Origin of the sequence: Gordonia sp. 852002-50395_SCH5434458, from assembly GCF_001665905.1 — a bacterium.
Lineage (GTDB): Bacteria > Actinomycetota > Actinomycetes > Mycobacteriales > Mycobacteriaceae > Gordonia > Gordonia jacobaea.
In genome coordinates, this window is sequence record NZ_LZTC01000097.1 from 31,575 (window position 1) to 50,849 (window position 19,275).

General features: G+C 65.6%; 20 protein-coding genes. 14 read left to right on the plus strand and 6 right to left on the minus strand.

Features of this window, described 5'->3' with window-relative positions:
* The first annotated feature begins 76 nt into the window (after positions 1 to 76).
* From A5785_RS20475 to A5785_RS20490, 4 genes are all read left to right on the plus strand, one after another.
* Entirely contained in the window at positions 77 to 565 is a 489-nt protein-coding gene (locus tag A5785_RS20475; RefSeq protein WP_064868887.1) for a glutathione peroxidase, read from the plus strand.
* Positions 566 to 730: 165 nt separating this feature from the next.
* Positions 731 to 970 (plus strand): phosphoribosylformylglycinamidine synthase subunit PurS, encoded by a 240-nt coding sequence (gene purS / locus A5785_RS20480; RefSeq protein WP_064868890.1) that lies wholly within the window; start codon positions 731 to 733, stop codon positions 968 to 970.
* Positions 971 to 1,000: 30 nt separating this feature from the next.
* Positions 1,001 to 1,681: a phosphoribosylformylglycinamidine synthase subunit PurQ gene (gene purQ, locus A5785_RS20485; RefSeq protein WP_064868893.1), complete on the plus strand. Its 681-nt coding sequence runs from the start codon at positions 1,001 to 1,003 to the stop codon at positions 1,679 to 1,681.
* A gap of 5 nt (positions 1,682 to 1,686) precedes the next feature.
* Positions 1,687 to 2,997, plus strand: a complete 1,311-nt coding sequence (locus A5785_RS20490; protein ID WP_049697678.1) for a M18 family aminopeptidase — start codon at positions 1,687 to 1,689, stop codon at positions 2,995 to 2,997.
* A gap of 79 nt (positions 2,998 to 3,076) precedes the next feature.
* Here the strand turns inward: A5785_RS20490 and A5785_RS20495 are convergent, their stop codons facing one another.
* From A5785_RS20495 to A5785_RS20505, 3 genes are all read right to left on the minus strand, one after another.
* Positions 3,077 to 3,895, minus strand: coding sequence for a lytic transglycosylase domain-containing protein (locus tag A5785_RS20495; protein WP_064868896.1), 819 nt, complete (start codon positions 3,893 to 3,895; stop codon positions 3,077 to 3,079).
* 219 nt (positions 3,896 to 4,114) lie between these two features.
* Entirely contained in the window at positions 4,115 to 5,380 is a 1,266-nt protein-coding gene (locus A5785_RS20500; protein WP_082938031.1) for a hypothetical protein, read from the minus strand.
* A gap of 113 nt (positions 5,381 to 5,493) precedes the next feature.
* Positions 5,494 to 6,363 carry an SDR family oxidoreductase gene (locus tag A5785_RS20505; RefSeq protein WP_064868900.1) on the minus strand — a complete coding sequence of 290 codons (870 nt, stop codon included), beginning with the start codon at positions 6,361 to 6,363 and terminating at the stop codon, positions 5,494 to 5,496.
* Between the two features lie 113 nt (positions 6,364 to 6,476).
* On the opposite strand from A5785_RS20505, the gene A5785_RS20510 reads away from it, so the two are divergent.
* Complete coding sequence (locus A5785_RS20510) at positions 6,477 to 6,896, plus strand: winged helix-turn-helix transcriptional regulator (protein ID WP_049697682.1); 420 nt, start codon at positions 6,477 to 6,479, stop codon at positions 6,894 to 6,896.
* A gap of 73 nt (positions 6,897 to 6,969) precedes the next feature.
* Here A5785_RS20510 and A5785_RS20515 read toward each other — a convergent pair whose 3' ends face one another.
* The 3 genes from A5785_RS20515 to A5785_RS20525 form a co-directional block, all read right to left on the minus strand.
* Complete coding sequence (locus tag A5785_RS20515) at positions 6,970 to 8,298, minus strand: VOC family protein (RefSeq protein ID WP_064868903.1); 1,329 nt, start codon at positions 8,296 to 8,298, stop codon at positions 6,970 to 6,972.
* Positions 8,299 to 8,302: 4 nt separating this feature from the next.
* Positions 8,303 to 8,809, minus strand: a complete 507-nt coding sequence (locus tag A5785_RS20520; RefSeq protein WP_049697684.1) for an RNA polymerase sigma factor — start codon at positions 8,807 to 8,809, stop codon at positions 8,303 to 8,305.
* Positions 8,810 to 8,922: 113 nt separating this feature from the next.
* Complete coding sequence (locus A5785_RS20525; RefSeq protein WP_064868906.1) at positions 8,923 to 9,483, minus strand: LppP/LprE family lipoprotein; 561 nt, start codon at positions 9,481 to 9,483, stop codon at positions 8,923 to 8,925.
* Positions 9,484 to 9,726: 243 nt separating this feature from the next.
* Between A5785_RS20525 and A5785_RS20530 the strand changes: the two genes are divergently transcribed.
* From A5785_RS20530 to A5785_RS20570, 9 genes are all read left to right on the plus strand, one after another.
* Positions 9,727 to 10,509, plus strand: a complete 783-nt coding sequence (locus A5785_RS20530) for a VOC family protein (RefSeq protein ID WP_049697686.1) — start codon at positions 9,727 to 9,729, stop codon at positions 10,507 to 10,509.
* A gap of 38 nt (positions 10,510 to 10,547) precedes the next feature.
* Complete coding sequence (locus tag A5785_RS20535; RefSeq protein ID WP_064869031.1) at positions 10,548 to 11,111, plus strand: dihydrofolate reductase family protein; 564 nt, start codon at positions 10,548 to 10,550, stop codon at positions 11,109 to 11,111.
* A gap of 261 nt (positions 11,112 to 11,372) precedes the next feature.
* Positions 11,373 to 13,916, plus strand: coding sequence for an ATP-dependent Clp protease ATP-binding subunit (locus A5785_RS20540; protein ID WP_049697687.1), 2,544 nt, complete (start codon positions 11,373 to 11,375; stop codon positions 13,914 to 13,916).
* 161 nt (positions 13,917 to 14,077) lie between these two features.
* Positions 14,078 to 14,716, plus strand: coding sequence for a hypothetical protein (locus A5785_RS20545; protein WP_064868908.1), 639 nt, complete (start codon positions 14,078 to 14,080; stop codon positions 14,714 to 14,716).
* A gap of 235 nt (positions 14,717 to 14,951) precedes the next feature.
* Positions 14,952 to 15,326 (plus strand): hypothetical protein, encoded by a 375-nt coding sequence (locus A5785_RS20550; RefSeq protein WP_049698036.1) that lies wholly within the window; start codon positions 14,952 to 14,954, stop codon positions 15,324 to 15,326.
* Positions 15,327 to 15,371: 45 nt separating this feature from the next.
* Positions 15,372 to 16,310, plus strand: a complete 939-nt coding sequence (locus tag A5785_RS20555; RefSeq protein ID WP_064868911.1) for an aldo/keto reductase — start codon at positions 15,372 to 15,374, stop codon at positions 16,308 to 16,310.
* Between the two features lie 81 nt (positions 16,311 to 16,391).
* A complete protein-coding gene (locus A5785_RS20560) occupies positions 16,392 to 17,471 on the plus strand; it encodes an enoyl-CoA hydratase/isomerase family protein (RefSeq protein WP_064869034.1) in 1,080 nt (359 codons plus the stop codon).
* Positions 17,472 to 17,481: 10 nt separating this feature from the next.
* The gene (locus A5785_RS20565; RefSeq protein WP_064868914.1) at positions 17,482 to 18,258 is read left to right on the plus strand and encodes an enoyl-CoA hydratase; all 777 of its coding nucleotides are present in this window, start codon (positions 17,482 to 17,484) and stop codon (positions 18,256 to 18,258) included.
* An 86-nt stretch (positions 18,259 to 18,344) separates the two neighbouring features.
* Complete coding sequence (locus A5785_RS20570; RefSeq protein WP_064869036.1) at positions 18,345 to 19,265, plus strand: SGNH/GDSL hydrolase family protein; 921 nt, start codon at positions 18,345 to 18,347, stop codon at positions 19,263 to 19,265.
* Positions 19,266 to 19,275: the final 10 nt, after the last annotated feature.

The following is a 19,275-nucleotide window of genomic DNA, read 5'->3' on the forward strand; positions in this document are numbered from 1 at the left end:
ATGTAACCATGGTCGAGGCCTATTGTGATCTGCGACATATCTCGGTGGATGGCAGCCGGTGACTACTCTCGATCCCATGTCGGAAACCAACATCAAGAACATCCCGGTCACCGCGCTCGACGGCTCGGCGCTGAGCCTCGCTGACTTCTCCGGGCCGCTGCTCGTGGTCAACGTCGCGAGCAAGTGTGGCCTCACGCCGCAGTACGCGGGCCTCGAGGAGGTCGCCGAGAAGTACGCAGACCGCGGGTTGACCGTCGTCGGCGTGCCCTGCAACCAGTTCATGGGCCAGGAGCCCGGCAGCGCCGAGGAGATCGCCACCTTCTGCTCGACCACCTACGGCGTGACCTTCCCGCTGCTGGAGAAGACCGATGTCAACGGTGACGACCGGCATCCGCTCTACGCCGAGCTCACCAAGTCCGAAGATGCCAACGGCGAGGCGGGCGACGTGCAGTGGAATTTCGAGAAGTTCGTCGTCGACGCCGACGGCCACGTGACCACTCGCATCCGCCCGCGCACCGAGCCGACCGACCCGGTCGTGATCGAGGCCATCGAAGCGGTGCTCTGACCGGGTCGACTCCGAGACCGGGCCAACTCCAAGCCAGGTCAACCCGGAACCGGCAAACCGCGACCGGAGAGTGCAGGTTGCGGGTTGAACGGTAAGGTGAGAGCCGTCGAAAATCCGTCGGCGTCTCGTCGAGCGGATGTCACGTGAGAAGAGGAGCGCTAGCCGATGGCACGAGTGGTGGTCGACGTGATGCCCAAGGCCGAAATCCTCGATCCGCAGGGGCAGGCCATCGTCGGAGCCCTCGGTCGGCTCGGATTCGACGGCATCTCCGAGGTACGGCAGGGCAAGCGATTCGAGCTCGAGGTCGACGATTCGGTCGATGACGTGACCCTCGGCCGGATCGCAGAAGAACTGCTCACCAACACGGTGATCGAGAACTTCACCGTCTCCCGCATCGCCGACTGACGGCACGAGATCGAGTCGAGTAGGACCCACATGACTGCACGTATCGGTGTCATCACCTTCCCCGGAACCCTCGACGACGTCGACGCATCGCGTGCGGTGCGCATCGCGGGCGCCGAGGCCGTCGAACTCTGGCACGGCGACGCCGACCTCAAGGGGGTCGACGCGGTGATCGTTCCCGGCGGCTTCTCCTACGGCGACTACCTGCGTGCCGGCGCCATCGCCAAGTTCGCTCCCGTGATGGGTGCGGTGATCGAGGCGGCCGAGCGTGGAATGCCGGTTCTGGGAATCTGCAACGGTTTTCAGATCCTGTGCGAGGCAGGGCTCCTGCCCGGCGCGCTCACCCGCAACGAGGGTCTGCACTTCATCTGCCAGGACCAGTGGCTCAAGGTCGAGAACAACACGACGGCGTGGACGTCGCGGTTCGACGCAGGCGCCGAGATCCTCATCCCGCTGAAGTCGGGCGAGGGTCGCTACGTCGCGCCGGAGCGCAAGCTCGAAGAACTCAAGGGTGAGGGCCTGGTCGTATTCACCTACGCCGGAGGCAATCCCAACGGTTCCGTCCTCGACATCGCCGGCATTTCCAGCCCCAACGGACGCATCGTCGGACTCATGCCGCACCCCGAGCACGCGACCGAAGCGCTGACCGGTCCCAGCGACGACGGTCTCGGGCTGTTCTACTCCGCGATCGACGCCGTACTCGCCAACGCCTGATCCCGATGCCCACCCCGTCGCTGGCAACGTCCGCCACAGCCGAGGGGCTCGGTGAGTTCATCGACGCCTCGCCGTCACCCTTCCACGTGTGCGCGACGGTCGCCGCCGAGCTCGAATCCGCGGGATTTCAACGCCTTTTCGAGGATCAGGACTGGTCGACGGAGGAGAGCGATGCCTTCGAGGGCTTCGTCGACGACGCGGGCCGTCGGTTCTATGTCATTCGTGGCGGGTCGATCATCGCGTGGGATCTCGGCGATGGCGACGGATTCCGGATCGTCGGTGGCCACACCGACAGCCCCAATCTGCGGCTCAAGCAGAACCCCGACCGTGAATCAGCCGGGCTGGCGACGGTTGCGCTCGAACCCTACGGCGGCGCGTGGCTGAACTCGTGGCTCGATCGCGACCTCGGACTCTCGGGTCGGCTTGCCTATCGTGCGGACAGTGGTGTCAGCAGTGTGCTCGTCAACGTCACCGAGCCGGTACTTCGCGTGCCCCAGTTGGCGATTCACCTCTCCGAGGACCGCAAGGGCGTCACACTGAACCCCCAGCGACACGTCGACGCGATCTGGGGAGTCGACGCCGCGACCCCGATCCTGCAGTGGGTTGCCGAGTACGCGGGCATCGACGCCGACGCGCTGCTCGGGTGGGAGTTGATGACCCACGATGTCACGCCATCGAGGCTCATCGGACCCGAAGACGAATTGCTCAGCGCCCCAAGGCTCGACAACCAGGGCACCTGCTACGCGGGACTGCACGCGCTGCTCGACGGCGAGCCGACGATCCACACGAGAGTGCTCGCGCTGTTCGACCACGAAGAGGTGGGCAGCGGCTCGGAGCGGGGCGCGGCGTCGGACTTCTTGGCGACGACGTTGGAGCGAATCGTGTTGTCGCAGGGTGGTTCTCGCGACGATTATCTACGGTCCATGGCATCGAGCGTATGCGTCTCGGGCGACATGGCGCACGCCACTCACCCGAACTACCCGGACCGGCACGAGCCGACGCACCGGATCGCGATCAACGGCGGACCGGTTCTCAAGGTCAACCAGAACCTGCGGTACGCGTCGGATGCGTTGGGAGAGGCCATATTTGCGCTCGCCTGCGACACCGCCGGGGTACCGATGCAGCGCTACATCCACCGCGCCGACCTGCCGTGCGGCTCGACGATCGGACCGATCACGGCGACGCGGACAGGGCTGCTCACCATCGACGTCGGTGCACCGCAGCTGGCCATGCACAGCGCACGTGAACTGATGGGCGCCGCCGACGTTCCGATGTATTCTGCTGCGCTGCAGGCGTTTCTGAGTTCACCGGCCTGATCCCGCCCGCCTGATCCTGCTGCCAGGTCCCGTCCGCCGGGGCCACCCCTCACGCCCCGGCGGACGGTCGGTGTGCGCGTCAGTAGCTGCGCGCGAAGCCCAGGACGTTGTTCACGTAGTCCATCGAGTTGTTGTACCGCAGAACGGCTGTGGCCTCGGAGGCCTGGTTGCGCAGGTCGAGGTGGCCGTCGCACAGGTACCGGGCTGTGGTCAGCGCACCGTCGAAGAGGTTTTGCGGGTCGATCTTGCCGTCGCCGTTACCGTCGGCGCCGTACTTCTCCCACGTGGCGGGGATGAACTGCATCGGTCCGACGGCGCGGTCGTGGGCGGAGTCGCCGTCGAGGCGTCCGCCGTCGGTGTCGGTGATGACCTGGTTGCCCGCGAGCGAACCGTCGAGCATCGGTCCGAAGATCGGATTCTTCAGCGTGCCGTCGGGTGTGGCGTCGCCCTCGTTGGCGTGGTGCGATTCCACCTTGCCGATTCCGGCGATGAGCGTCCACGGGATGCCGCAGTTCGGCTGATCGCGTGCCATCGTGTCGGCGGCCTTTCGGTACGCCTCGAACGCGACCTGCGGGACGGCGCCGTCGGTGACGCTGGCGGGAAGCGGTGGGGGAGGCGGGGGCGTCGCTGTCGCCTTCTGGGTCGCGACGACCGGCTGTGCGGGAGCGGGCGCCTTCTTTTGCGCCTCAGCGTCCTTCTGCGCGCTCGGAGTGGCGGCGGACTGTGTGGTGGACTGGCTCGGTGTGGGAGCGCCCAGGGCGCCATGGTCGGCGTTGGCGCCCGCGGCAACAGTCAGGGCTCCGACGACGGGGATCAATGCGGCCCCGATCAGCGGCGCCCGCGACTTGGTGAACGCATGCGGCAAAATTGCTCGCCGCTGCTTCGAATGCTTACCCAAAACTGAACCTCACACGTACGTCGGTGGATGTACCGAGAGAGACCGTACATGCGGACGTGTCCTTACCGTTATCGCAGCGTTATCGAAAACTGAGTGATCGCTGAACGCCGACGTGCGACATCGCTGGTCGTTACGGGGATGTTTCGTCGAGTGTGACGTCAGGCACACAGGGGCTTTAGGCCCTTGCTGATGCAAGGATTTCGGCCCTTCGTAAAACCCCTAGTTGGGCCGCAACACCGACAGCGAGGTGCCCTCGGTGAGCACGATGTAGCCGTCGACGTCCGTCGCCCGCCCAAGGATCGGACGGGTCCAAGCGACCTTGCCCGCAGGGACGTCGAACGCTGTCAGTTGGCCGCTGCTGCCGAACACCAGGTGATCGCCGGACGAGCCGACGCAGCTCAACAGGTCGAGGTTGGTGTCGGGGTCGTCGATGCTCGGCACCGGCAGGGTTCCCGCGCGCTCGCCGTCGTCGAGTTGGTAGACGACCCGTGAGCGGTCCATCCGCGCGAAAGCGACCATCGATCCACACGGTCGGGTGTTGGATTTCGAGAGGTTCGGATCGGTGATCTGCCAGAGCGCTGCCCCACGGGCCGGGTCGCGCACCTGGTAGAAGCCCTGCGTCGCCTGCATAGATGCGTCGCCGACCGTCGTGAGCACCGGAAGGGTCGACGGTCCGTCCACCACCTCGGCTTCGGCGGACTCCGACGTCGGGCGTCGGGTGGGGGTGCCGCCGACCACGGCGTAGGTGTCGACGGACTCCTGATCCCCGTCGCGTCGAACAACGGCGAGGCCCGAGGAGTACGTCAGGATGTCGCACTGGCGGCAGCGCAGAGTGTCCTTGCCCCGCGAATCGACGACGAATCGGCTGCCGTCGGCCGTCGAGATGATGAGCATGTCGTGGTCGAATGTCGCCTGCGCCGCGGACGCGAAGGTACGGCCCCAGACGCGCTTGCCCGCTGCGGTGCGCATCGAGACCTCGTAACCGGCTTGATCGATGCGCACGAAGTTCGCGCCGACTCCGACCACCCGGGCGGTGTCGTCGAGTGCCGACTTCGAACCGACGCTGCCCGAGTCGTCGACGATATAGAAGCCGTCCGGCTGATCGCCGAGCTTGATGGCACACCCGACGTTCCCCGCGGCGTCGAACGCACACGAACCGAGCCCTGCGACGACGGGCTGCGACCACAGTGCGCGTCCACTGTGTCGATCGACGAGTTGGTAGGCGCGTCCGATGCCGCGCGGATACGAGAGCAGCCAGTGATCGCCGCGGGCGTCGGCGACCTCGATGTTGCCGGTCTGGTTGTAGCCGGGCAGTGTCTCCGCCGATGCGGTCCAGGCGACCTCTGGCTGCTGTGAGTAGCCGCGGAGCTGGGCGTTCTCGTATGTCCGTGCCACCGTGGGTGTTCCGATGGATAGCACGATCCCGACGGTCGCGACGAGAAGTGCGATCAACACCAGGGTGACTGTGCCGATGCCAAACGGCATGCGGTGTGCAACGCGCCTCACAGCGGAGCGGGCAGACATGGCCAACAGTCAATCACGGACGCGTTCTGCGCCACGCGGCCGACCGGCCCCGCGTGAGGTCACGCTCTCCCGAGTCAGGCGCCGGTAGCAGAAAGCGCGCCGCTGATCACGTCGGCGAGCGGCGTCGAGGGATGGCCCGCAAGGGTCTCGAGGTCGGTGGAATCGGAGTCGAGTTCACCGCGCGCGATGCCCGCATCCGAGTCGGCGAGGACCTTCGCGAAAGCCTCGGGGACACCGTTACTGGTCAGCGCCGCTGCAAAGTCCGCTTCGGGAAGATCCTGGTAGTGCACGTGACGGCCGCTCACCTTCGCAAGCGTCGCAGCGATGTCGCTGAGCGTCAGATGCTCCGAACCCGCGAGCTCGTAGATCTCGCCGCCCTTGGCGTTGATCAGGGCCGACGCCGCTGCGTCGGCATAGTCCGAACGCGACGCGCCCGCCACCTTGCCGTCGCCCGCGCTGCCGTAGAGGTTTCCCGTGTCGATCGCGGCCGACGCGCCCGCCAGGTAGTTCTCCCAGTACCAACCGTTGCGCAGGAGCACGGTGGGGATTCCGCTCTCGGTGAGCAGTTGCTCGGTGGCCTGATGCTCCTCCGCGAGCGCCAGGGTGCTGGTGTCGGCGCGCAGGATGGAGGTGTAGGCGATCAGCGAGACCCCGGCTTCCTTGGCTGCGTCGATCACGTTGCGGTGCTGCGGGATTCGACGACCCACCTCGCTGCCGGACACCAGCAGCAGACGATCGACGCCCGCAAGGGCTGCGCGCAACGTCTCGGGCGATTCGTAGTCGGCGACGCGGACGTTCACTCCCACATTCGACAGCGCGCTCGCCTTCTTCTCGTCGCGCACGATTGCCACGATGTCGGCGACGTCGACGCCAGCGGCGCGCAAGCTATCGGCGGCGAGTCCGCCGAGCTGCCCCGTTGCTCCGGTGATTGCATAGGTGGTCATGTGATCTCCTGGTGTTCTGGTGGATCAAGCTGTCCATCTCATCGTGCACTTACCTTTCGTATAGTGCAACAGTTTCTGGAAGCGCTGGCTGTAATGTGCAGTACACTGAGGTCATGACCAGGGCAGAAGACCGCTCGGCGCGTGACTCCGACATCGATCCGGCACTAGAAGATCCGGCGCTCGAAGCCGACGTGTTCGCGCGGGATTGCGGATCGCGCGAAGTGCTGCAGGATGTGACGAGTCGCTGGGGCCTGCTCGCGCTCGGAGCTCTGTACGACGGTGACCTGCGGTTCAGTGCGCTGCGGCGTCGGGTTCAGGGTGTCAGCGAGCGAATGCTGTCGGTGACGCTGCAGACACTGGAGCGCGACGGATTCGTCAACCGCACTGTGCTGCAATCGATTCCCCCAAAGGTGGAGTACTCCCTGACCGATCTGGGTCGCGAGGTGGCTCAGCGCCTGATGGCTGTCATCGAACTGGTCGAGGGGCACCTACCGGACGTCGAGCAGGCGCGCGAGCGCTACGACAGCCGCTGACGGCAAAGTTGCGTGGGACATACGGGGGCATTTTTGTACCCGTATGTCCCACACAACTTTCCGGTTCGTCGCCTCAGAACAGCTGCCCGAGGTAGAACTGCGCTCCCTGGTCGTCGGCGCACAGTGCCACGATCCCGTACGCCGCGCGCTCGGGTTCGGAGATCACCGAGCCTCCCGCTGCGCGGACCCGCTCGACGGCTGCGCCGACGTCGTCGACGTTCCACATGGGCACCGCAACGTCGGAATCCGCTCCGCCCGCGATACCGATCTGCGGGTGTGCGTCGTCGACCTCCCAGCCGTCGGCGATACGTCCGGGCGTGAACGTCCAGCCCAGCGCGGTCCCGTAGAACTCGCGCAACCGTGCGCTGTCGCGGGTGTGCACCGTCAGATACGACAGCTCGCCGACGCCGCGCGGATGCTGAGCCGCGCGCGGTTCGTCGGGGGCTGCGACGTACACCGCGAATTCGACGCCCTGATCGTCCACGCAGTCGAGGCCGTGCCGGTCGTCGCGTGTCGTCCCTCCGGCCGCTTCGATCCGACGCCGCGCGGCGTCGAGGTCGTCGACCGCGTAGGCGCAGAAGATCGTCTGCGGCCCAGACGTTTCCACCACGACGGTGGGGTGACTCGCGGTGGTCACCATGCGCAGCTCGTCGTCGAACTCCCAACCCAGGACCGCGCCGTAGAAGGCGCGGGCGCGAGCGGCGTCGTGGGTGTTGACCGAGATGAAACCGATGTCGCCCTGAAGGATTCGCGCGGCAGGCGGCTCGCTCATCGAGGCCCGCGCCGCGAGCGTCGGACCGGTCAGCATCCATCGGTGCCCGTAGGGATCGATGATGGTCGCGGTGCGAGAACCGTACGCCTCGTAGGGTTCTCGGGTCACTGCGGCTCCGCCTGCCGTGGCGCGACGCAGAGCCTCGTCGGTGTCGTCGACGGCGAGCATGAGGCTGACCGATACCGCTCCGGGCTGCGGCGCCCGCAACCCCATGTCGGGGAACTCTTCCGCCAGGTAGATCGCTCCGCCCCCGACCTCGAGCTCGGCATGTCCGATCGTGTTGTCGTCCATGAGGATCGGCTCACCACGAACGGTGGCGCCGAGCCGTTCGACGTACCAGTCGAGCGCCGAGCGCGCGTCGTTCACGGTGAGATAGGGCAGCGCGCCCGGTCGTTCGACGAGCTCCTGCGGTGCGCTCGTGTCGATGTCGGTTGCGGTCAATTCGTGTTCGAGTTGGACGGTGTTCATGTCGACTCCTTCGGGAAGTGACACTCCACGCTCGAGTCGCCTGCGTAGTGCTTCGGCGAAATCGTGTGCGGGAGCGAGGGGTTCGTTCCAGCCCGGCGTCGTGGCGGAGCTCAGAACGCTGAGCGGGTCGTGCGATGTCGGCGTCGCGTCGTCGGCGTTCATGCGATCACCCCTTCGCGGACTGGTTGAGCGGATAGGCCTCGCGGAATGCTCGCTTGGCCCTGGTGAGCAGTGCCTCGGTGGCGCCGACCGTACGGCCGAGGATGTGCGCGCAGTCGGCGACCGGCAGGTCGTCGACGTAGCGCAACGTCAACACGGCGCGGTTGATCGGTGAGAGTTGCGCCAGTGTCGCGTGCGCGACCATGCGGTCGAGGTGGGCATCCCACCCGTCGTCGGGGTGTTCGGGTAGTTCGTCGACCGGTTCGGGTGTGCGCTGCGCCCGCCGCCAGTGGTCGGCGAGCTTGTGCCGGGCGACGCCGATCAACCAGCCGACATTCGGCGAGGCGGTCCGGTCGCGACGCATCGTGTCCATCGCGGCCAGGAACGTCTCAGAGGTCACGTCCTCGGCGATCCGCCGATCCGAGCAGCGTCGAAAGACGTACCCGTAGACAGCGGGTAGCGCCTCGTCGTAGACCTCGAGAATGGCCTCGGGGCCGGTGTGTTCGCCGCTCACACCACCATCATCGTTCGCCGCCACCGAAACCCGACGGCCGTTGGGAGAACTTTCTTCGCACAGCACACCGCCCCGCAGCGTCAACGCAGCGGGGCGGTGGTCGGGCCAGGTGGTCAGGGGTGCGGTGGGAAGTGTCCGACGCGGATGATGTGGGTGCCGACGGTGTACGCCGTGACGAACGTCGGTCCGCCGCTGGCGCAGCACAACGGGTCCGACGACTTGAGCCAGCGGTAGCGGACCGTTACCGAGTTCTTGGTGTACTTCGCCACCCAGGTGTAGCCGTACGGCCTCGGATCGACGGTTCCGATGAATCGACCGTGCTTGAACAGAAGTACGCGTGACTGATACGTCGCATCACCGATTCCGTTGCCGTTGACCAACATCCAGTCGAGGTTGCACCCATTCCTCAACGGATTGTTGCTCGCGCGGTACGGCGACCAGCCGCCACCGTTGGCGTCACGCCCGATCTTCGAGAGTGACGACTTCGCCAGCGGGGAATTGATGTCGAAACAGAGTCCGTGGCCGCTGCCGTACGGCGGTGCGGCCGACGCGGAGCCCGAGCCGAGCGTGGTTGCCCCCAGCGTTCCCGCGACCAGGCCCGCGAGGGTCAGCGCGAGGACGATGAGACGTCGCGTTCGGAGGGAGAGCCGGGTTCGGGTGGCGAATGAGTGCATGAGGGGTGCCTTCCGCTCGGGGAACCAGTGGACGCTGGCTGCCGGCCGTGCGATCGGCCCGCTGTTGAGGTGATCGGTCGACGGCAGGGCAGTCGTTAGCAGGAGTCATTCATCGATGGGACGCCGTCTCGGCCGGGTCGCGCACGGGGATCCGAGTTGCGTGGGATCCACGGGGGCATTTTTGTACCCCGCTGTCCCACGCAACTTCGATGAGTTTTCGGCTCCGGGCCGGTCAACACCTGCATGGCAACCGCAACCATTTCCTCCATGCTCCTGTCCACCGACGATCCGCAGCAGCTCGCGCGCTGGTACGCGACCGCATTCGAAGCCGAACCGATGTCGGCACCGGGCGGTCCTGACGGACCGGGCTACACAATCATCGAGCTCGACGGCTTCTACCTGATGTTCGACAAGCGCGACGACGTCTCGGGGCGCAACCCGCAGGGAGCGCGTACGCTGCTCAACGTCGAGGTCGACGATGCTGCGGCGACGGCCGCGCGCCTCGACGCCCTCGGGGCCACCTGGATCAGCCCGCTCGAAGACCGCGACGGCAACCAGTTCGCGACGGTCGAGGACCCCGACGGCAACTGGCTGCAACTCGTCTCATTGTCCGACGAGCACGAGGCGCAGATGAGTTCCCCGACATCGCCCTACTCCGGCTTCGCAGTGCGCGACACCGCCACGACCGAGCAGTTCTATCGCGACGTACTCGGCATGCGAGTCTTGCGATTCCCCATGGGGGACAACGACATTCTGGGTATCCGCATCAACCGCGGTACCACCGTCCTTGCCTACCCGAAGCCCGATCACCAACCCGCGACCTTCACCGTGCTCAACATTCCCGTGCCCGACCTCGCCAAGAGCATCGACGACCTGGCCGCGCGCGGCGTCGAATTCCTGCGTTACGACGGCTTCGAGCACGACGAGCGCGGCATCGTGCACGGCAACGGTGTCGGACCCGACATCGCCTGGTTCACCGATCCCTCGGGAAACGTGATTGCACTTGCGCAACGAGGTGAGCAATGAGCGCGAGCGCGGCATCGGCGGATCAGTATCCTTCGCCCATGCGGCCACTGCGATACTCCATCAACATCACGATCGACGGCTGTGTCGACCACACGGCCGTCAACCCGACCGAGGCGATGCATCGGCATTCGGCACAGCTACTCGCCGACGCCGATGCGCTGGTCTTCGGTCGGGTGATCTACGAGATGATGGAAGCCGGATGGCGAGAGGTCGCCAGAAACGACGAGATCACCGACGGCAGGCCCGAGTGGATGGTGCCCTTCGCCCACGTTATCGACCGTGCGAAGAAGTACGTCGTCTCCGACTCGCTCACCAGCGTCGACTGGAATGCCGAACTGATCCGTCGCGACGACCTCGAGTCGACGGTCCGCGAACTCAAGGCCCAACCGGGCAACGGCCTGGCCACCGGGGGCGTCACGCTGCCGCTCGCGCTTGCCGAACTCGACCTCATCGACTCGTACGAGTTCATCGTCCATCCGCGCATCGTCGGCCACGGTCCGCGGATCTTCGAGGGGATCTCGCAGCACGTCGACCTGCGCCTTGTCGAGCGCTCCGGGCTCGACGCCGACATCGTCGTCCTCCGTTACGAGCCGGTCCGGTAGTACACAGAACCTCGTTCGCTCTCGGCGTAGCCCACGTCACCATTTGCCGGAACATGCCCGTGTCCTGCGGAGTTGTAGCTGTCAGATCCCCGCCGACACCTGTTTTCGTTGCGACCTGTGCAGACGTTAAGTGCAGGTGCACTCCAGTTGACCACTACAGTGGAAGCCAGGCTGGTCGTCGTATATCCGACACCACCGCAGTTGTCGCCAAGAGGCTTGAAGACATCGACGGCCGGGGCGCTAGCAATGTGAGGGAGAACAATGTTCGAACGGTTCACCGACCGCGCACGCCGGGTTGTGGTTCTGGCCCAAGAAGAGGCGCGGATGCTCAACCACAACTACATCGGCACCGAGCACATCCTCCTGGGTCTGATCCACGAGGGTGAGGGCGTTGCCGCCAAGGCACTGGAGTCTCTGGGGATCTCCCTCGAGGGCGTCCGCAGCCAGGTCGAGGAGATCATCGGCCAGGGTCAGCAGGCGCCGTCGGGGCACATCCCGTTCACGCCGCGTGCCAAGAAGGTCCTCGAGTTGTCGCTGCGTGAAGCGCTGCAGCTCGGCCACAACTACATCGGTACCGAGCACATCCTGCTCGGCCTCATCCGCGAGGGCGAGGGCGTTGCCGCGCAGGTTCTGGTCAAGCTCGGCGCCGACCTCAACCGGGTCCGCCAGCAGGTCATCCAGCTCCTGTCCGGTTACCAGGGCAAGGAGCCGCAGGAGGCGGGCACCGGCGGTCGTTCCAGCGAGGCAGGCACGCCGTCGACCTCGCTCGTCCTCGACCAGTTCGGCAGAAACCTGACCGCTGCTGCCGCCGAGGGCAAACTCGACCCCGTCATCGGGCGCGAGAAAGAGATCGAGCGGGTCATGCAGGTCTTGAGCCGCCGCACCAAGAACAACCCTGTTCTGATCGGCGAGCCCGGCGTCGGCAAGACCGCTGTCGTCGAGGGACTGGCGCAGGCCATCGTCAACGGCCAGGTGCCCGAGACGCTCAAGGACAAGCAGCTCTACACGCTCGACCTCGGTTCGCTGGTCGCAGGCAGCCGTTACCGCGGCGACTTCGAGGAACGCCTCAAGAAGGTGCTCAAGGAGATCAACACCCGCGGCGACATCATCCTGTTCATCGACGAGCTGCACACGCTCGTTGGTGCCGGTGCCGCAGAGGGCGCAATCGACGCTGCGAGCATCCTCAAGCCGAAGCTGGCCCGCGGCGAGCTGCAGACCATCGGTGCCACCACGCTCGACGAGTACCGCAAGTACATCGAGAAGGACGCAGCACTCGAGCGTCGCTTCCAGCCGGTGCAGGTCGGCGAGCCGTCGGTGGAGCACACCATCGAGATCCTCAAGGGTCTGCGCGACCGCTACGAGACGCACCACCGTGTGTCCATCACCGACGGAGCTCTCGTCGCTGCGGCAACCCTTGCCGATCGGTACATCAACGACCGCTTCCTGCCCGACAAGGCGATCGACCTCATCGACGAGGCAGGCGCGCGCATGCGCATCCGCCGGATGACCGCACCGCCAGACCTGCGCGAGTTCGACGAGCGCATCGCCGACGCGCGCAAGGAGAAGGAAAGCGCGATCGACGCGCAGGACTTCGAGAAGGCCGCGAGCCTGCGCGACAAGGAGAAGCAACTCGTCAACGAGCGCGCCGAGCGTGAAAAGCAGTGGCGCAGTGGCGATATGGACGTCGTGGCCGAGGTCGACGACGAGCAGATCGCCGAGGTTCTCGGTAACTGGACCGGCATCCCGGTGTTCAAGCTCACCGAGGAGGAGACCACCCGTCTGCTCCGCATGGAGGACGAGCTGCACAAGCGGATCATCGGCCAGGAAGACGCGGTCAAGGCCGTGTCGAAGGCGATCCGTCGTACCCGCGCAGGGCTCAAAGACCCGAAGCGCCCGTCGGGCTCGTTCATCTTCGCCGGCCCGTCCGGTGTCGGTAAGACCGAGCTGTCGAAGGCGCTCGCGAACTTCCTGTTCGGCGAGGACGACGCGCTCATCCAGATCGACATGGGCGAGTTCCACGACCGCTTCACCGCGTCGCGTCTGTTCGGTGCGCCTCCCGGATACGTCGGATACGAAGAGGGCGGCCAGCTCACCGAGAAGGTGCGCCGTAAGCCGTTCTCGGTGGTCCTGTTCGACGAGATCGAGAAGGCACACTCGGAGATCTACAACACCCTGTTGCAGGTCCTCGAAGACGGACGTCTCACCGACGGCCAGGGTCGTACCGTCGACTTCAAGAACACGGTGCTGATCTTCACCTCGAACCTCGGTACCTCCGACATCTCGAAGGCAGTCGGCCTCGGCTTCTCGAAGACCGGCTCCGACGGCTCGCAGTACGAGCGGATGAAGCAGAAGGTCAACGACGAGCTCAAGAAGCACTTCCGGCCGGAGTTCCTCAACCGCATCGACGACATCGTCGTGTTCCACCAGCTCACCCAGGACGAGATCATCCAGATGGTCGACCTGATGCTGGCACGCGTCGAGACCGCGCTGCGCAACAAGGACATGGCCATCGAGGTCACGGACAAGGCCAAGTCGCTGCTGGCCAAGCGTGGTTTCGATCCGGTTCTCGGTGCGCGCCCGCTGCGTCGCACCATCCAGCGTGAGATCGAGGATCAGCTTTCGGAGAAGATCCTGTTCGGCGAGGTCGAGCCGGGTCAGATCGTGCTGATCGACGTCGAGAACTGGGACGGCGAAGGCGAAGGCGAGGACGCGAAGTTCACCTTCGTCGGTTCGGAGAAGCCGCGCGAGCTGCCCGACGCTCCGGTGGAGCTGAGCAAGGCAGGCGAGGGCAAGAGCGACGCCTGAGTCAGTCGAAAGACCGACAAGTCAATAGATCGACAAGTGCAGGGGTGCAACAGTAAAAGCTGTTGCGCCCCTGCGCTGTATCTTCTCGGGTAGTTGCCGCAGCGTCCGCCAGAAGGACAGCGTCTGCCCGAAAGGGCAGTGCGTGCCGAAAGGACATCGGGATGTTTCGACGTGGGCCCAATGCGCCGACCGCGTTGTATGAGGTCGGCGAGCAACTCGGATGGGCCACGGCCACGTCGGTGGACCTCTCGGTCATCCAGCCACCGACCCACGCCGGCGTCGATGTCCACGATCTCCGGCGACGTGGCGCCCGGTGGCAGGCATGGGCGATCGAGAGTCCCGTCGGTGTGCTGGCCTCACACCTCGAGGTGTTCAACGACGAGTACGACCAGCCGGTGTACGACGTCGCTGGTCGCGTGGCGCCCGATCACACACGGGTTGCGTTGCCGCATGTCGAGATCGGATGGCGATTGGTGCCGTACGGCCATCACCGACTCGCGGGCCGGTTCGGGTCGCCGGGGTCGCGCAAGGTGTCGTCGAAGGGCACAGGCATGGCGGTGCGAGTGTCACGCGATTGCGACGAGGCCGCTGTCGATGCGTTGCTCGGCGACCCACGATGGACCGACATCGGCCGTCGCGCACAAGCGATTTCGCGAACCGGACTGGCGGTGGAGATCGTCGGCGGCCGCGCGGTGGTGTTCACCACGACGGCCACAGCGCCACGCGGCACCGAGCGATGGCGTGAGCTGATCGCCGCCGAGGAGGTGCTGCACACCATTCTCGACGAGCACCGCAGATGACCGATCGAGGCTGACGAAGGCAGGCGCCGGCCAGGGTCGCGATCCGATAGAAAATTCAGCAGCGAAGAGCCTGGTACCACCCGTGGTGCCGGGCTCTTCGCATGTCTAAGGTGAGGCGTCGGAAAAAGATTCCGGCACGGGGGAACATGTCAGTGCTTTGGCCGCATCCAATGTAATGACAACGCAGAAAGCGTTGACGAACACCGGAGATCCACTCCTCGAAAGGACCATGATCATGGCGACTGCAAGCTACGACACCAACGGCGACGGCTACGTGGATGTTCAGCTCAAGGACACCAACGGTGACGGTTACGCCGACGTGAAACTCCAGGACACCAATGGCGACGGCTATGCCGACGTTCGGTACACCGATACCAACGGTGACGGACGAGTCGACGTCCGTGAGAGCGACACGAATGGCGACGGCTACATCGACACGCAGTACGCCGACACCAACCGCGACGGCTATGTCGATACCGCGAACTACGACACCAACGGTGACGGCTACGTCGATACCGCGAACTACGACACCAATGGCGACGGCTACGTCGACACCGCGAACTACGACACCAACGGTGACGGCTACGTCGACACCAGCTACGGCGTCTAGCGCGCGTCTGCGGCGGCTGACTCAGTGGCGCCTACCATCGGCGTGATGAAACGAATCGCGCTCGGCGCCACTGATGTCACCGTGCCCAATGTCGTCCTGGGGATGATGCGTATCCAGGACCGCTCCGACGACGAGATCCGCGAACTCGTCGGAGTGGCCCGCGACGCGGGCATCGACTTCTTCGACCACGCCGACATCTACGGCACAGCACCCGCGCACGGATGCGAACAACGTTTCGCGCATGCGCTGCGGTTCTCGTCGTCGGAGCGTGAGCAGATCACGATCCAGTCGAAGGCGGGCATCGTCAAAGATGGTCCCTACTACGACTTCTCGTACGACCACATCGTCGAGGCCGTCGACGGATCGCTGCGGACACTCGACACCGACCACCTCGATATCCTGCTCCTGCATCGACCTGACGCCCTCGTCGAGCCCGACGAGGTGGCACGCGCCTTCGACGACCTGGAACAGGCGGGCAAGGTGCGCCACTTCGGGGTGTCCAATCACACGCCACGGCAGATCGAACTGCTGAAAAGGTCTGTGACACAACCGATCGTCGCCAATCAGCTGCAACTGTCGATCACCCACGCGCCGATCATCGCGCAAGGTGTTGCAGCGAATATGGCGGGCGAGGAGCAGGCGCAGACCCTCGACGGCGGGGGCGTCCTCGACTACTGCCGCCTCAACGACATCACCGTCCAGGCGTGGTCGCCGTTCCAGGCCACATTCTTCGACGGTGTCTTCCTCGGATCCGACCGCTACCCGGAACTGAACGCCGTGATCGACAGGCTCGCAGCGAAATACGACGTCGAGCCGATCGCGATCGCCACGGCGTGGATCACGCGACATCCCGCCCAGATGCAGGTGGTTCTCGGCACCACCACCCCCGCGCGCGTCGTCGCCGCGTCGAAAGGTTCCGACATTCCGCTCACCCGTCCGGAGTGGTACGAACTGTTCCGCGCCGCCGGGCATCCCGTCCCGTAGGTCAGGCGACTGGCACCCGAATACTAGGATGTGCAAGTATTTGGGGAGAAGGTAGGCGCGCGACAGCGAGGAGTGGCACTCATGACGGATCAGCCGACGGTTCTCATCGATGTGGTCGGACGGATCGGGCAGATAACACTCAATCGGCCCGCGTCCATCAATGCGCTCGGTCATCCGATGGCGCTCGCCATGCACGACGCTCTGCGCACGTGGGCGAACGATCCCGCCATCGACGCGGTCGTCGTCGCAGGTGCGGGTGAGCGTGGGCTGTGCGCAGGGGGCGACATCGCGGCCATCCATCGAGACGCGTCGAAGCTCTCGTCGGGTGGAGGGGGAGACGACGCGGTGGCCGCGAACAGTCCGTCCGGCCGCTTCTGGTCGGACGAGTACCGCCTCAACCTCGACATCTCGACCTATCCCAAGCCCTACGTCGCGATCATGGACGGAATCGTGATGGGTGGCGGCGTCGGTATCTCCGCGCACGGCAACACGCGCGTCGTCACCGACAGAACTCGTCTGGCCATGCCGGAGGTCGGTATCGGCTTCGTGCCCGACGTCGGCGGGACATTCCTTCTCGCACGCGTGCCGGACCAACTCGGTACCTACGCAGCGCTGACCGGCGGCACGCTGTCCGGTGCCGACGCGATCGCCATGGGCCTCGCCGACCACTACGTCCCGGCCGAGAATCTCGACGCCTTCCGTGACTCCATCGTCTCCGACGGCGTCGACGCCGCGCTGTCGCGCTACGCCGTGACGCCGCCCGCATCGACGCTCGACGCCGAAAGAGACTGGATACGTGAGGCTTTCGCAGCCGATACGGTGTCGGAGATCATCGAGAGGTGTCGAGCGGTTGGTGTCGAGTCGGCCGATCGTGCCGCGGATCGGATCGCGTCGAAGAGTCCGGCCTCGTTGGCCGCAACCCTGTACGCGTTGCGCCACAAGGAATCCGACCTTGCGCAGACACTGCGTCGTGAATATCGCGTCTCGCTGCGCTTCCTGCAGCACCCCGACATGGCCGAGGGAATCCGCGCGCAGGTGATCGACAAGGATCGCACCCCGGCGTGGACCTCGGATCATGCGTCGGCCGCTGCGTCGCTCGACGCCGTGTTCGCCCCGCTGCCTGCAGCCTGTGAGCTCTCGCTCGACACCACAACCGTCTAGGAGGAATCGAATGTCCGAGTACGAGACGATCGTCACCGAGAGTGCTGATGGCATCGGTGTGATCACACTGAACAGACCGAAGGCGCTCAACGCGCTGAACACCACGCTGATGAACGAAGTCGTCACTGCGGCAGAGCAATTCGACGCTGATCCGGAGATCGGCGCCATCGTCATCACCGGTTCCGAGCGTGCCTTTGCAGCGGGCGCCGACATCAAGGAGATGTCCGACAAGACCTTCAGTGAAGTGGTCAGCGAGTCGTTCTTCGGCGCCTGGGACAACCTGTCGCGGCTGCGCACCCCGACCATCGCCGCGGTGACCGGCTACGCACTCGGGGGTGGCTGCGAACTCGCGATGCTCTGCGACATCCTCATCGCGGGCGACAACGCGGTGTTCGGGCAACCAGAGATCAACCTGGGGGTCATCCCCGGTATCGGCGGATCGCAGCGCCTGACCCGCGCCATCGGCAAGGCCAAGGCGATGGATCTGATCCTCACGGGTCGTCAGATGAAGGTCGACGAGGCCGAGCGTGCCGGACTCGTCTCCCGCGCCGTGCCGGCCGCCGAATGCCTCGCGACAGCGAAAGAGGTTGCCGTGACGATCGCGGGCAAGTCGTCGATCGCGGCGGGGCTGGCCAAGGATGCGGTGAATCGTGCCTTCGAGACGACACTGACAGAGGGCGTGCGTGCCGAACGCGGCCTGTTCTACTCGACGTTCGCCACCGACGACCAGACCGAGGGCATGGCGGCGTTCGTGGCCAAGCGCGAGCCGGATTTCCGTAACCGCTGAACCCGATCGATCGCCGACCGGCGGTCATGAGCGGCGACGGGTGTGGTCGCGACGGTCTGCGTGAGGAATATGGGAAGATCACAGGCGTGTCTCGACGTCTGTTCCGCCGCATGGGTATTGCCGCCGGTGCACTTCTCGCTGCCGCGGCCGTGGTCGTGCCCGGCGTCAGCGGAGACGGCACGTCGCATGGGCCGACCGTCAAGCCAGCCGTCCGTGCCTCCGCTGAGACACCGCCGGCGTATGTGGCGCTCGGAAGTTCGTACGCCGCAGGCCCAGACGCCGTACCGACGCGTCTGAACGTCTGCTTCCGCAGCCCCGACAACTACCCCAATCGGGTGGCCAAAGCGATGCGCCTGCGACTGGTCGACGCCACGTGTTCGGGTGCGACCACGGAGAACATCGTCGACAAGCCGCAACGATTCCTCGCGCACAAGCAGATCGACGCCGTCACCCGCAACACCGCACTCGTGACCGTCACCAGCGGCGGAAACGACATCGACTACATCGGCCGATTGCTCGCGATGAGTTGCAACAACGTCGCGAGCGGCGTCGACAAAGCTTTGGGGCCTGCCGCCAGGAGTTGTCACACCGGGCATCGGATCGCCGCGGAACCCACCGACGCCGACTACGCGCGGGTTCAGCGCCTATTGATCCAGACGGTGTTGGAGATCAAGCTGCGTGCTCCTCGCGCGCGAGTGGTGCTCGTCGACTACCCACCGCTCACCGTCGCGGGTGAGGCGCCGTGCGACCTGCTCCCACTCACGCCCGAGCAGACTGCGCAGACGGTGCGGATCTTCGACAGGCTTGCGGATGCCACAGCGCTGGCGGCACACGAGACCGGCGTCGACCTGGTCCAGGCGTCGGTCGCAGGCGCCGACCACACCGTGTGTTCTGCACAGCCGTGGCTGCGGGGGTTCGCTCCGCCGATTCCGTATCACCCGACGACGCGCGGCAAGGCCGGCGTCGCGGGCCTCGTCGTCGAATCGCTCGGCGGTCCGGTCGCCTGATCGCGCCCGA

What these genes read in the sequence shown, in the direction of transcription:
- A5785_RS20555 (WP_064868911.1), top strand. Translation starts at nt 15,372, where the DNA reads ATGAAACGAATCGCGCTCGGCGCCACTGATGTCACCGTGCCCAATGTC.
- A5785_RS20560 (WP_064869034.1), top strand. Translation starts at nt 16,392, where the DNA reads ATGACGGATCAGCCGACGGTTCTCATCGATGTGGTCGGACGGATCGGG.
- A5785_RS20550 (WP_049698036.1), top strand. Translation starts at nt 14,952, where the DNA reads ATGGCGACTGCAAGCTACGACACCAACGGCGACGGCTACGTGGATGTT.
- A5785_RS20540 (WP_049697687.1), top strand. Translation starts at nt 11,373, where the DNA reads ATGTTCGAACGGTTCACCGACCGCGCACGCCGGGTTGTGGTTCTGGCC.
- A5785_RS20525 (WP_064868906.1), bottom strand. Translation starts at nt 9,483, where the DNA reads ATGCACTCATTCGCCACCCGAACCCGGCTCTCCCTCCGAACGCGACGT.
- A5785_RS20500 (WP_082938031.1), bottom strand. Translation starts at nt 5,380, where the DNA reads ATGCCGTTTGGCATCGGCACAGTCACCCTGGTGTTGATCGCACTTCTC.
- A5785_RS20510 (WP_049697682.1), top strand. Translation starts at nt 6,477, where the DNA reads ATGACCAGGGCAGAAGACCGCTCGGCGCGTGACTCCGACATCGATCCG.
- A5785_RS20505 (WP_064868900.1), bottom strand. Translation starts at nt 6,363, where the DNA reads ATGACCACCTATGCAATCACCGGAGCAACGGGGCAGCTCGGCGGACTC.
- purQ (WP_064868893.1), top strand. Translation starts at nt 1,001, where the DNA reads ATGACTGCACGTATCGGTGTCATCACCTTCCCCGGAACCCTCGACGAC.
- A5785_RS20545 (WP_064868908.1), top strand. Translation starts at nt 14,078, where the DNA reads ATGTTTCGACGTGGGCCCAATGCGCCGACCGCGTTGTATGAGGTCGGC.
- A5785_RS20490 (WP_049697678.1), top strand. Translation starts at nt 1,687, where the DNA reads ATGCCCACCCCGTCGCTGGCAACGTCCGCCACAGCCGAGGGGCTCGGT.
- A5785_RS20515 (WP_064868903.1), bottom strand. Translation starts at nt 8,298, where the DNA reads ATGAACGCCGACGACGCGACGCCGACATCGCACGACCCGCTCAGCGTT.
- A5785_RS20535 (WP_064869031.1), top strand. Translation starts at nt 10,548, where the DNA reads ATGCGGCCACTGCGATACTCCATCAACATCACGATCGACGGCTGTGTC.
- A5785_RS20530 (WP_049697686.1), top strand. Translation starts at nt 9,727, where the DNA reads ATGGCAACCGCAACCATTTCCTCCATGCTCCTGTCCACCGACGATCCG.
- A5785_RS20565 (WP_064868914.1), top strand. Translation starts at nt 17,482, where the DNA reads ATGTCCGAGTACGAGACGATCGTCACCGAGAGTGCTGATGGCATCGGT.
- purS (WP_064868890.1), top strand. Translation starts at nt 731, where the DNA reads ATGGCACGAGTGGTGGTCGACGTGATGCCCAAGGCCGAAATCCTCGAT.
- A5785_RS20475 (WP_064868887.1), top strand. Translation starts at nt 77, where the DNA reads ATGTCGGAAACCAACATCAAGAACATCCCGGTCACCGCGCTCGACGGC.